At 53.5% G+C, this 11815-nt stretch carries 15 protein-coding genes and 1 pseudogene; 12 read left to right on the top strand and 4 right to left on the bottom strand.

Features of this window, described 5'->3' with window-relative positions:
- Nucleotides 1-218: 218 nt before the first annotated feature.
- The 4 genes from potC to AC2CGI_RS10905 are packed head-to-tail and all read right to left on the bottom strand — an operon-like array spanning nt 219 to nt 3256.
- Nucleotides 219-1001 carry a spermidine/putrescine ABC transporter permease PotC gene (potC, locus tag AC2CGI_RS10890; RefSeq protein WP_021504822.1) on the bottom strand — a complete coding sequence of 261 codons (783 nt, stop codon included), beginning with the start codon at nt 999-1001 and terminating at the stop codon, nt 219-221.
- On the bottom strand, nt 998-1858 hold the full coding sequence (gene potB / locus AC2CGI_RS10895) for a spermidine/putrescine ABC transporter permease PotB (RefSeq protein ID WP_004941149.1): 861 nt from the start codon (nt 1856-1858) through the stop codon (nt 998-1000). The genes potC and potB overlap by 4 nt, the downstream gene beginning before the upstream one ends.
- Complete coding sequence (gene potA / locus AC2CGI_RS10900) at nt 1842-2957, bottom strand: spermidine/putrescine ABC transporter ATP-binding protein PotA (protein ID WP_004941151.1); 1116 nt, start codon at nt 2955-2957, stop codon at nt 1842-1844. The genes potB and potA overlap by 17 nt, the downstream gene beginning before the upstream one ends.
- An 8-nt stretch (nt 2958-2965) precedes the next feature.
- Complete coding sequence (locus AC2CGI_RS10905; protein ID WP_130054910.1) at nt 2966-3256, bottom strand: hypothetical protein; 291 nt, start codon at nt 3254-3256, stop codon at nt 2966-2968.
- A gap of 57 nt (nt 3257-3313) precedes the next feature.
- Here AC2CGI_RS10905 and pepT point away from each other — a divergent pair, with 57 nt between their 5' ends.
- The 12 genes and pseudogenes from pepT to AC2CGI_RS10965 all read left to right on the top strand — a co-directional run bounded on the left by pepT (nt 3314) and on the right by AC2CGI_RS10965 (nt 11639).
- The gene (pepT, locus tag AC2CGI_RS10910; RefSeq protein ID WP_015377590.1) at nt 3314-4543 is read left to right on the top strand and encodes a peptidase T; all 1230 of its coding nucleotides are present in this window, start codon (nt 3314-3316) and stop codon (nt 4541-4543) included.
- Between the two features lie 317 nt (nt 4544-4860).
- Nucleotides 4861-5991 carry a tail fiber domain-containing protein gene (locus tag AC2CGI_RS10915; protein WP_076740315.1) on the top strand — a complete coding sequence of 377 codons (1131 nt, stop codon included), beginning with the start codon at nt 4861-4863 and terminating at the stop codon, nt 5989-5991.
- Between the two features lie 157 nt (nt 5992-6148).
- Entirely contained in the window at nt 6149-8275 is a 2127-nt protein-coding gene (locus tag AC2CGI_RS10920) for an S-type pyocin domain-containing protein (protein WP_242517247.1), read from the top strand.
- Entirely contained in the window at nt 8275-8532 is a 258-nt protein-coding gene (locus tag AC2CGI_RS10925; protein WP_015377593.1) for a hypothetical protein, read from the top strand. The genes AC2CGI_RS10920 and AC2CGI_RS10925 overlap by 1 nt, the downstream gene beginning before the upstream one ends.
- 128 nt (nt 8533-8660) lie before the next feature.
- Nucleotides 8661-8969 (top strand): S-type pyocin domain-containing protein, encoded by a 309-nt coding sequence (locus AC2CGI_RS10930; protein WP_370456264.1) that lies wholly within the window; start codon nt 8661-8663, stop codon nt 8967-8969.
- Nucleotides 8891-9174 (top strand): annotated as a pseudogene (locus AC2CGI_RS10935) (HNH endonuclease signature motif containing protein). The gene AC2CGI_RS10930 and the pseudogene AC2CGI_RS10935 overlap by 79 nt, the downstream one beginning before the upstream one ends.
- 1 nt (nt 9175) lies before the next feature.
- Nucleotides 9176-9433 carry a bacteriocin immunity protein gene (locus AC2CGI_RS10940; RefSeq protein WP_076740314.1) on the top strand — a complete coding sequence of 86 codons (258 nt, stop codon included), beginning with the start codon at nt 9176-9178 and terminating at the stop codon, nt 9431-9433.
- A 145-nt stretch (nt 9434-9578) separates the two neighbouring features.
- Nucleotides 9579-10103: a colicin D domain-containing protein gene (locus AC2CGI_RS10945; RefSeq protein WP_021505413.1), complete on the top strand. Its 525-nt coding sequence runs from the start codon at nt 9579-9581 to the stop codon at nt 10101-10103.
- Nucleotides 10100-10375, top strand: a complete 276-nt coding sequence (locus AC2CGI_RS10950; protein WP_230199829.1) for a colicin immunity domain-containing protein — start codon at nt 10100-10102, stop codon at nt 10373-10375. The genes AC2CGI_RS10945 and AC2CGI_RS10950 overlap by 4 nt, the downstream gene beginning before the upstream one ends.
- A 239-nt stretch (nt 10376-10614) precedes the next feature.
- On the top strand, nt 10615-10764 hold the full coding sequence (locus tag AC2CGI_RS10955; protein ID WP_080497822.1) for a colicin immunity domain-containing protein: 150 nt from the start codon (nt 10615-10617) through the stop codon (nt 10762-10764).
- A gap of 138 nt (nt 10765-10902) precedes the next feature.
- Entirely contained in the window at nt 10903-11376 is a 474-nt protein-coding gene (locus AC2CGI_RS10960) for a colicin D domain-containing protein (RefSeq protein WP_076740313.1), read from the top strand.
- Nucleotides 11377-11381: 5 nt separating this feature from the next.
- Nucleotides 11382-11639, top strand: coding sequence for a colicin immunity domain-containing protein (locus tag AC2CGI_RS10965; RefSeq protein WP_226882954.1), 258 nt, complete (start codon nt 11382-11384; stop codon nt 11637-11639).
- The last annotated feature ends 176 nt before the right edge of the window (nt 11640-11815 follow it).

Here is an 11815-nt window from a genome sequence, read left to right on the forward strand (position 1 = left end):
GCAGTTCCTTTTTATATTTTAATGGATGACGACGTTGCTGAATAAACTCCCTGGAAGCGAGAAAAAAATAAGGCACCTTGCCTGAGTTCAGTTATAGGGGGAAGTTTTCGCCGCTGCAATCGGCGGGGCGGAAATAGGCACCGATGGTCAGGGAGTGACAACCGGTGCCGGTTGTGAAGGGGATCACAACCGGGCGCCGCAGCGCCCGGCGGGATGGGTTACTCGGCCTTGGGCGAGCGATCGCGCATCACCCACTGGCTGGCGATCACCAGCACCAGCGACAGCAGCAGCAAAATGGTGGCCAGCGCGTTGACCTCCGGTGAGACGCCGACTTTCACCATCGAGTAGATCTTCAGCGGCAAGATCTCGTAGCTCGGCCCGGTGACGAAGGAGGAGACCACCACGTCGTCCATCGACAGGGTGAAGCTCAGCAACCAGCCGGCCGCTACCGCCGGCAATGCCAACGGCAGGATGATCTTGCGCAGAATGGTGAACTCGCTTGCGCCGAGATCGCGCGCGGCTTCCAGCATCTTCACGTCGAAGCCTTTCAGGCGCGCGTAGACGGTCACCACCACGAACGGCAGGCAGAAGGTGATGTGCGAGAACAGCAACGACCAGAAGCCGAGCGAAATGCCCAGCAGCATGAACAGCACCAGCAGCGAGATGGCCATCACGATGTCCGGCGACATCATCACCACGAACAGCATGCCGCCGACAAACGGTTTGCCGCGGAAGCGGTAGCGGTACAGCGCCACCGCGGTCAGCGAGCCGATCAGCGTGGCGAAGGTGGCGGAGAGCACCGCCATGGTCAGCGAGTGGCCCGCGGCCTGCAGCAGGCTGTCGTTATTCAGCAGGGTGCTGTACCACTTGGTGGTAAACCCTTGCCAATTGATGCCGAAGCGCGAGGCGTTGAAGGAGTTGACGATCAGGATGACGATCGGGATATACAGATAGGCGTATACCAGCGTCATAAAGCCGCCGCGCAGCAGACGTCCGATCATGCCAGATCCTCCTTCTTGTTCAGCAGGCGTGCGGCCCGGTAATAAACCAGCAGCAACAGCCCCATCACCAGCGTCAGGCAGATGCTGGTGGCCGCGCCGAACGGCCAGTCGCGGATATTGAGGAACTGGCTTTTAATCACGTTGCCGATCAGCAGGTTTTTGGCGCCGCCCATCAGATCGGCGACGAAGAACAGCCCCATCGCCGGCAGCACCACCAGCAGGCAGCCGGCGATAATGCCCGGCATGGTCAGCGGCACGATGATGCGGATAAAGGTTTGCAGCTTGCTGGCGCCGAGGTCGCGCGCCGCCTCCAGGCAGGACTTATCGAGCTTTTCGATGCTGGAGTAGAGCGGCATCACCATAAACGGCAACAGGATATACACCAGGCCGAGGACGACCGCTTCCGAGGTGTACATGATGCGCAGCGGCTTGTCGATGACGCCGATCCACAGCAGCGCGTCGTTGAGATAGCCGCGGGTGCTGAGAAACAGCTTCAGGCCGTAGATGCGGATCAGCGAGTTGGTCCAGAAGGGCACGATCAGCAGAAACAGCAGCAGCGGCCGCACCTTCTGCGGCAACCGCGCCAGGATAAAGGCGAACGGATAGCCGATCGCCAGGCAGCACAGGGTGGCGATCAGCGCCATGTTCAGCGAGTGCAGCAGCACTTGGGCGTACAACGGATCGAACAAGCGCCGGTAGTTGTCCAGCGTGAACACCATCTGCACCAGGTTGGCGTCGTCGCGGGTCAGGAAGCTGGCGCCGATGATCATCAGGTTCGGCATGAACACGAACAGCAACAGCCAGGCGACGACGCCGACGATCACCACATTCTGGAAGACTTTACGCGATTTCTTCATCGGCCAGCACCACCTCCCAGCTTTCAACCCAGGTTACCGCCATCTTCTGATTGAGCGAGTGATCGACGTCCGGATCGTCTTCGTTGAAGAACTCGCTGACCATCACCGTTTTGCCGCTCTCCAGCTCGACCACCGATTCCAGCGTCATGCCTTTGTAGTTGCGCTCGCGCACGTAGCCGATCAGCCCGTCGTGCTGCGCGCTGTCGTTCACTTCTTCCACCCGCAGATCCTCCGGACGCAGCAGCACCTTCAGCTTTTGGCCCGGCTCTACCGGTAGATCGGCGTAGATGTCGCACTCGCGGCCTTCCACGTTGGCGCGCACCCGCTGCGGATCGAGGCGTTGCAGGACCACCGCGTCGAAGATGTTGATCTCGCCGATGAAGCTGGCGACGAACAGGTTCTTCGGCTCTTCGTAGATCTCACGCGGCGTGCCGTCCTGCTCAATGCGGCCTTCGCGCATCACCACGATGCGATCCGACATGGTGAGCGCTTCTTCCTGATCGTGGGTGACGAACACGAAGGTGATGCCCAGTTTGCGCTGCAGCGCTTTCAGTTCGTTCTGCATCTGCTTGCGCAGCTTGTAGTCCAGCGCCGACAGCGATTCGTCCAGCAGCAGCACCTTCGGCTTGTTGACCACCGCGCGGGCGATGGCCACGCGCTGCTGTTGGCCGCCGGAGAGCTGGCCCGGCCGCCGCTTGGCAAAGTCGTCCAGCTGCACCATGCGCAGCGCCTCTTCGACGCGCGGCGTCAGTTCCGCCGCCGGCACCTTTTGCATGCGCAGGCCGAAGGCGACGTTGTCGAACACCGACATGTGCGGAAACAGAGCGTAGCTTTGAAACACGGTGTTGACGTGGCGATGTTCGGCCGGAATGGCGGTGATGTCCTGGCCGTCGAGCACGATGCGGCCCACATCGGCGTCTTCCAGACCGGCGATCAGGCGCAGCACCGTGGTTTTGCCACAGCCGGAGGGGCCGAGAATGGTGAGGAATTCGCCGTGGTTAATCGTCAGATCCAGATCGGCAATGATGGTTTTGCCATCGAACGCTTTGCTCAGGGCATGCAGTTCAACAAGGGGAGTCGGAGAGGATGTCTCAGTCATTTATCGTATTACTCTATCCCGTGGGCTAATGCAGATAGAACCGTAACTGGAAAAGACTGCCGGAGCTTGCGGGAATGCCCGCTGATCAAATGAAGCTCAAACCAGTTACGCCAATGGAAATTTTTCGAGCGCGCATGATAGACGCTGAATGCCGGAATTGAAAGCCGATCCGGCCCAGATGCCGCGTTTTTCATCATGATAGCGACAAATGACCCTGTGATGACAGCATTATTCCCCTCAGAAATCATCACAAAGATTAATGATATTGGCGAATTCTGGTTAAAAATGACCTGACGCAATATTTGATCCTGATCGGTTCCGCATAATGAAACGCGATATTCTGAGGGGCCGCTACCATGGACAAATTACTTGACCGCTTTTTCAACTACGTCTCTTTCGACACCCAGTCCAAAGCGAACGTAAAGCATGTGCCGAGCACCGACGGGCAGTTGAAGCTGGCGCGTGCATTGCAGCAGGAAATGATCGCGCTCGGCTTCGAGCGGGTGTCGCTCAGCGAACACGGCTGCGTGATGGGCACCTGGCCGGGTAACGTCGCCTGGCCGGTGCCGGCGGTCGGTTTCATCGCCCATCTGGATACTTCGCCGGATTTCAGCGGTAAACACGTCAATCCGCAGATCGTCGAGAACTATCGCGGCGGCGACATTGCGCTCGGCATCGGTGATGAAGTGCTGTCGCCGGTGATGTTCCCGATCCTGCACCAGATGCTGGGGCAGACGCTGATCACCACCGACGGCAAAACGCTGCTGGGCGCCGACGACAAGGCGGGCATCGCCGAGATCCTCACCGCCATGGTGCGCCTGCGCGCGCGCAAGATCCCGCACGGCGACATCCGCGTGGCCTTCACTCCGGACGAGGAGGTGGGCAAGGGGGCGCAGCTGTTCGACGTGGCGGCCTTCAATGCGGAATGGGCCTACACGGTGGACGGCGGCGGCGTCGGGGAGCTGGAGTGCGAAAACTTCAACGCCGCCTCGGTGACGATCAAAATCCTCGGCAACAGCGTACACCCCGGCAGCGCCAAGGGGGTGATGGTCAACGCGCTGTCGCTGGCGACCCGCATTCATCTGGCGCTGCCGGCGGACGAAGCGCCGGAGACCACCGAAGGCTACCAGGGCTTTTATCATCTCAGCAGCATCAAGGGCAGCGTGGAGCGCGCCGAAATGCACTACATTCTGCGCGACTTCGAGCGCGAAGGGTTCGAGGCGCGCAAGCGTAAGATGGTGGACATCGCTCGCGAGATCGGCAAAGGCCTGCCGCGCGATTGCTATATCGAAGTCAGCATCGAAGACAGCTATTACAACATGCGCGAACAGGTGGCGGAGCACCCGCACGTGATCGCGCTGGCGCAGCAGGCGATGCGCGATTGCGACATCGAACCGGTGATGAAGCCGATCCGCGGCGGCACCGACGGCGCGCAGCTGTCGTTCCGCGGCCTGCCGTGCCCGAACCTGTTCACCGGCGGCTACAACTACCACGGCAAGCACGAGTTCGTGACGCTGGAAGGCATGGAGCAAGCGGTGGCGGTGATCATGCGCATCGCGGCGCTGGCCGCCGAGCGGGCGCGGTAAACACCTTCGTTCCCCGGCCGGCTAGTGCCGGCCCGACTATGCTTTTCTGATCCGCCCGGCGGGGCCCAGCGCGCCCGCCGTTATCTTCTTCTTCTGTTCTCTTTATGGTTCCCAGTCTCATGGTTGTTTCGTTCACTACACAACCCGCGGTGAGGGAATCCCATTATCCTTCGAGATAAAGTGCTGTTTATGCATACAGTATTGCTGTGTGCTTAACCGGTTTTACAGCTTCGGTGCGGTGAGCCCAGTCGCCAGGGGATGCTGGGGGAATGAGCGCTGTTAACCGCCATCAAACAGGACGTAAGAGGGTAACAATCATGGCAGAAGAAAAGAAAAATGCTCAGGTGATTAACGGCGTTAACGACGATATTACCGAACTGAAATCGCTGTCTACGCTGCGCCAGCGCGTGGTCAGCGACGGTGAAATCGTCTCCAAATCGGCCAATGGTTTTCGGCTGGCAAATGGCAATACCGGCGTGATGCTGCGTAATGATGGCCGCGATTTTTACGCGCTGGCGACGCCGGGCGGCCAAGCGCTTAACGGGCAGTGGAACACCTTGCGCCCGTTCTCATTCAATTTGGCGTCTGGCCGGGTTGCGATGCGCAATGGAGTGGATATTTCCGGCGGTGCGGTGGTGTCGCACAACGCGGGTATCTCCACCTCGACCACCGGCCCGACTCCGCTTATCAATGGTCAGGTTTATGATGCGGCTGCCATGCATACTAATTTTACCAGCGGCAACGTCACTACGGTGATGTTAATGGGCTCGCGGATTGTCGCTGGTAAAGAAAATTATGGATTGCTCTCTTATCGAGACTGGCAGGGTAACTGGAACGAACTGCAGGTAAGGCCCAACGCCGAGCTTTCTGTAGGGCAATTGACTAAACGCAACCCCGATGGATGGATTTGGGCTGCTGGGAACCGTAGTGTTGACAATGATAAGGGACGTATTACCAATGGATTGCATTTGCAGGGGCGATACGACCTGTATGCCAACCTTTATCATCATGAATTTGTCGGCTCTCACCATTCGCTGGTGCTGAATGTCGCCAACGGTGGTGGGCAAGGCTGGTACGAATTCCGTAATGATGGTAACGCCTACACCAACGGCGCCTGGCACAGCAGCTCCGATGCCCGCATGCAAACGGACATCACCCAAATTGCCGGTGCATTGGACAAGCTGGCCAATATTGGCGGCTACACCTACCTCAAACAGGGCGTGCCGGAGGCCGGGGTGATCGCTCAGGAAGTGGAGAGCGTATTGCCGCAGTCGGTGACCCAAACCGAATTGAAACTTAATGACGGCAGCGTGCTGAAAGATGCGCGGGGCATCAATATCAACGGCGTGGTGGCGTTGCTGGTTGAAGCGCTTAAGGAAGAGCGAGCGGCCCGAGAAACGCTGGAATCGCGGTTGGCAGCGTTGGAAGGCAAAATTCTCGACCAATAACAATAATGAAACGGCGATTTATTCAATCTCTGTGAGCCGGAAATAAAATTGAGAGTCCAGCGACGCAGAAATATTTCTGTGTGTTGATGCTTTTCCGAAAGGGAATAAATCGCCTTCAGTGCATCTGATGGAATAGTAATATCCAGGAGAAAATAATATGCCACAGGAACTGAATGGCCATGGTCCTACCGCTGGAGATTATATGGGCGGCAGCGGCGATAATCTCAATGCTCGACCTGATGGTTCGACGCCAGGCGGCTCGAACGGTAATGGCGGCAGAGACAGTAGCAGCAGTGGGAACACCCAGGCGGCAGCCATGCAGCGACAGATGAACGCCATTTTAAGTGACGTCAACTTTAATAATGTGCTGAAAGAGTTACAAAAAAAAGTGCGTGCGGTGGCGCCGTACGCAAAGGTTTACCTTAGTGGTGTTGATTATACCGGCAGAGTACAAGTGAGTGTTGATGGAATTAGAAGCTCGGAGGAAGCTGCCGTTAGCAACGCTATCGCATCCGTTTCACAGGTTAAAAACGTACTAGGCATGGGGTTCCCTAATCAAGGTGGAGTCGGGTTCTCAGGGAATATAGATACCGGACATGGAATCGGAAATTATCAAGGTGTTCCTAATGGAAACCATAATGGCAGTAATTCTGCCGCAGAGGATAAGGCGTCATTAGCCACCTATTCCGAGGTGCTTAATGGAACAATCCCACCGGGTTTCTGGCTTGATAATAATAGGGTGATGACAGAAATTACGGAGCAGTATGAGATCAGCGGCGGCGGCAAAGGGAGCGATCGCACAGGTTACCGGCAACGTAATGTCGAAGTGCCTTCTTTGACATCGGCCTATCAACAATTTAAGCAGGTAGAACGAGAAGTGGCCGAAGAGGCCCGAAAGGCGGAAGAGGCTCGCAGAGCCGAAGAAGCTCGTAAGGCCGAAGAGGCTCGCAAAGCCGAGGAAGCCCGAAAGGCGGAAGATGCACGCAAGGTAGAAGCAGCCAGAAAAGCGTTGTTCGCCAAAGCGGGTATTATGGACGCTCCGGCGTATACGCCGGAAAAGCTAAAAGCGGCCAATGCGGCGTTGGCGGCAGCAGGTGCCATGGTGCTCAACCGTGCGCCCGCGATGCTGCAGACGTCGGTAATCGGGCAAGGCGTGATGACGACCACGAGCGAACTGGCCGGCTGGGCAGCGAGCGCGTCGTGGCGGGCAGCCTACGAAATTGGCAGTATACGCGCCGGCACTGTGGTCGCTGCCGGATCGGTGCTGGGGGCTTTTGCCCTTGGTTTCTACCCGACGGAGGTCGGTGCAGGGAGCGACCGGGTACCCGGGCGGGATGTCAATCTGTTTGCCCTCCAGGCGAGCCTGGCGGCAGCGGGCCGGGCGACCATCCAGCCCGGCATGACCTCGGTCGATTTGCCGGTGCGCGGGTTTATCACCACCGACGACGACGGGAGACAGAGCGTCAATTTCGTCAGGACAGGCGTCGGCGGCGTATCGCCGAGTGTGCCGGTATTCAGACCCGTTCGCGATGAGCTGACAGGGCTGGACAAAATCACGCTGCCAGCGGTGGTGGGCGCACCGGCCAGAACGATACTGATCAACCCGGTGCCGACTGGGCCGGCCGCGCCGGCGCATACCGGCAACGGCTCACCGGGGCCTAAATCGCCAGTGCATACCGGCACCGGCATCAGGCAGGCGGACAGCATCGTGGTCACCACCTTCCCGGCGGATGTGGTGCAGGATCTGCAAGACTTTATCCTGTGGCAGCCGGATGCGACGGAGTTTGGTGTAGAGGCCATCTATGTGATGGTGAGCAAGCCCTATGGTGAAACCAATGCCAGGGGCAAATACAGCGGTCGTGAATACAACACCAATAAAGCTGGAGGCCCCATTCAGAATCTGGATTGGAAAGGGGCCAGCATCGACCGTGCCGGCGTGGATAAGGTGAAGCTGCATACTGGGCGTTTTGAACAGACCCCGGAAAACCAAGTGATGATTGACCGTTTGGATAAAATTTTGAAGGGGGATCTACAACCTACTGACACTGATAGGCGATTTTATACTCATGAAATCAGAGAGTTGGAAAGGTACAGGAATCTTGGTATAAAAGATGGTGAGGTTCCGCACAGTGTTCAAGAACAGAAGGCCGTATGGAATAATACTCATACTGCTACGCTTGAAGACTATAGAATAAATGAAAAGGAACAGGCGCTTTATACAGATGGGGCCCTACAAGCCGCATATGAACAGGAACTGAAAGATGCTATGGGAGGGAAGAAATAATGCCTTTAAAAGATATCGTTAAAAATGAAAGTGTAGAAGATGTGCTAACTTTTTTGGGGCCGACCTCTGATTACCGTAAATTGGATCGGCTATATACCTATAATCGCTTTGATGCAATTTCCAGCGGGGAGCTCTCTTCTACTTACGATGCATTATTCCAAAAAGGGGTGCTTCAAGATCAAAATGGAAAAGTAGTGAAAGGCCCCAATTGGAAAGAGCCGAAATTTGTAACCGAGAAAAAATACGGTATCGAATAGCTATAGTTATGCTCTGATTAGTGCATTTTTAACCCCCAGCAAACGAAATTTTGTTGGGGGTTTTCTTTTGGTGATGTACCGGGCAGAACGAAACTAATAAACCTAGTACCGATCGGGTCGGCACCGGTATTAGGCAGCCGGACAGCATCGTGGTCACCACCTTCCCGGCGGATGTGGTGCAGGATCTGCAAGATTTTATCCTGTGGCAGCCGGATGCGACGGAGATTGGTGTAGAGGCCACCTATGTGATGGTGCGCAGTCCGAGATATACTCCGGGTAAAGTGAGCGGCAAAGGACAGCAAGTGGGAGACGGCTGGTTGAATACAGCGGGGCAGTTCCCAGCCAGATTGCGGATAAACTGCATGGGCGAGAGTTTGCGAGCTTTGACGCGTTTCGTAAGGCGTTTTGGACTGAGGTGGGGAAAGATCCTGAGCTGAGCAAACAATTCAAGTCGGGGAACTTCGGCGATATCCAAACAGGTAAAGCACCTGCGCCTAGAGAAACGGAGCAGGTGGGGGACGTGTTAAATATGAATTGCACCACGTAAAACCGATCAAAGATAACGGTGAGGCTTATGATGTTGATAATATCAGCATAACTACTCCAAAGCGCCACATTGAAATTCATAGAGGGAGTCAATGAGATGGAAAAGAAAACAATATCTGATTATACGGACGCGGAGTTTTTAAACTTCGTGAAAAAAATTTTTGATGTGCAAAATACGACGGAAGAGGAGGATATAAGGAATATTCTCGAGTTTAAACGGCTGTGTGAGCATCCTTCAGGATCCGATCTTATCTATTACCCAGATGAAAACAGGGAGGATAGCCCTGAAGGTGTCGTAAAAGAAGTCAAAGAGTGGCGTTTCAAGAGCGGGAAACCAGGCTTCAAACAAGGGTAACCGTGTCTAATCGTCTTATGATGATCAAACGGTAATGAGCACTTCAGAAGCGCCCAGCAAACTAGCGTTTGTTGGGCTTTTTTTTTGGTATTTCAATCAACTAACCTAGCTATCAGAAGGTGTTACGAAACTCGAGTTAAACTCCATGACAACAAGTGGGGACGGCTGGTTGAATAAACCTGGCTGGCTCCTAGCCAAATCGCCAGTGCATACCGGTACCAGCATCAGGCAGGCGGACAGCATCGTGGTCACCACCTTCCCGGCGGATGTGGTGCAGGATCTGCAAGACTTTATCCTGTGGCAGCCGGATGCGCTGGAAACCGGGGTTGAAGCTGTTTATGTGATGGTCAGTGATCCGCTGGACTCGGGGCGTTTTACGCGTCAGCAACTGGATAAAAAGTACAAGCACGCGAGTGACTTTGGTGTTGCGGACACCAGAAAAAACAGAGAGACTCTGACTCAATATCGCGATGCGCTCGAGGCCCATTTGAAGGATAAGGATACGGTAGAGAAAGGGACTTATAGAAGAGAGAAAGGGGCTAAGGTGTTTTTCAACTCAAGAACAAATAATGTCGTTGTGCTTGATAAAAATGGGGTGTTTATATCAGGATGGCATTTAACGCCAGGAACCCCACAGTATAATGGCTATATAAATACAGGAGTCTTATGATGAGTATGAAATTAATAGAAATAGCAAGGGAGCTTGTAAGCTCAAAGTTAACTGCCGATGATTTTGAGTCGCAATTCTTCACAATATGGAAAGAGGAAAGCAACTCAGGACAGCTAGCGAAGGATAGCCAGCGTGTTGGCGAATGCGCGTCAGAGCTTTTTATTCTTGCTGACTGTTATACATCTCAGCCGAATCGTAGAGAAAGTGAGCTAGACGCTGATGGATTAAAAAAGGAAGTGAAGGATACTTTGGAGCGTTTCCACCTTCTTTGATTTTTAATTCTAAGATTAGCGATATACGCTAAGCAGTTTTTTATCGATGGTGTTTTAATCTCCGAATGGAAGATGGATCCAACAGAAGAAAATGGAAAGATATATTTGGATACGGGGGGGTTATGAGTGGAATGAGACTTGTTGAGCTTGGAAAAGAATTCGTAGAGAATAAAATAAGCGCGGAGGGTTTTTCTGATAGCATTGTGAAAGAATGACGCAAATTATATGGTTATGAAGAAATAGATAAGCAGGTTGATAAATGCAGTGGAGAGCTTTTCATTCTTGCTGACTGCTATAATCCTGCGTCTGATCGAGCGGAATCTGAACTGGACGAAGTTGAATTGAAGAAAGAAGTAATTACTGTTCTTAAGAAATTTAATTTTATCTGAACATGGATTTAACGAGTAGTAAAAAGAGCTATCAGAATTTTTTAGTGAAAACAAAGTATATGCTCAATAGATGAGAGTCTATTGGGCATTTTCTTTTTTTCACGGTGATAAGGAAGTGAAGAGCTAATTTAATGCCGGTTGCTCGGTTGCCCAGCAAGGTCCGGCATCAGGCAGGCGGACAGCATCGTGGTCACCACCTTCCCGGCGGATGTGGTGCAGGATCTGCAAGACTTTATCCTGTGGCAGCCGGATGCGCTGGAAACCGGGGTTGAAGCTGTCTATGTGATGGTCAGTGATCCGCTGGACTCGGGGCGTTTTACGCGTCAGCAACTGGATAAAAAGTACAAGCACGCGAGTGATTTTGGTGTTGCGGACACCAGAAAGAACAGAGAGACTCTGACTCAATATCGCGATGCGCTCGAGGCCCATTTGAAGGATAAGGATACGGTAGAGAAAGGGACTTATAGACGAGAAAAAGGATCTAAGGTGTTTTTCAATCCTAACACAATGAACGTTGTTGTTTTAAAAGAAAACGGCGATTTCTTATCAGGGTGGAAGATAAATCCAGACGCAGATAACGGTAGGATATATTTAGATACGGGGGATTTATGAATCGGATGGCAATTATTGATCTGGCTAAGAGTTTTCTAAGTAAAGAGGTCGGGGCATTGGAGTTCTCCGAAAAAATATGTGTAGAAAGACGTATGCTCTATGGAGTTAAGGATCAGGATAGAGACGTTATGAATTGTGGGGAAGAGCTATTTATGATAGCTGAAGTTTACAATCCTGATTCAGAACGTGCTGATTATGAACTTGATGATGCCGGATTGCGTGCCGCAGTTATAACGGCACTGGAAAAATTCAATTTTATCTGAACACATTATTAGAATGGGTGCTCTCGTAGATTTGAACTTATCTGAGTATTAGGGACGGTAGAAAGAACCGCCTACATAGTGACAGAATAGTTAACAAAAGTGACCCTTACGCCCAATAGACGAGAGTCTATTGGGCATTTTCTTTTTTTCACGGTGATAAGGAGGTGAAGAGCTAA

This window comes from Serratia sp. LSHTC3, assembly GCF_057197125.1.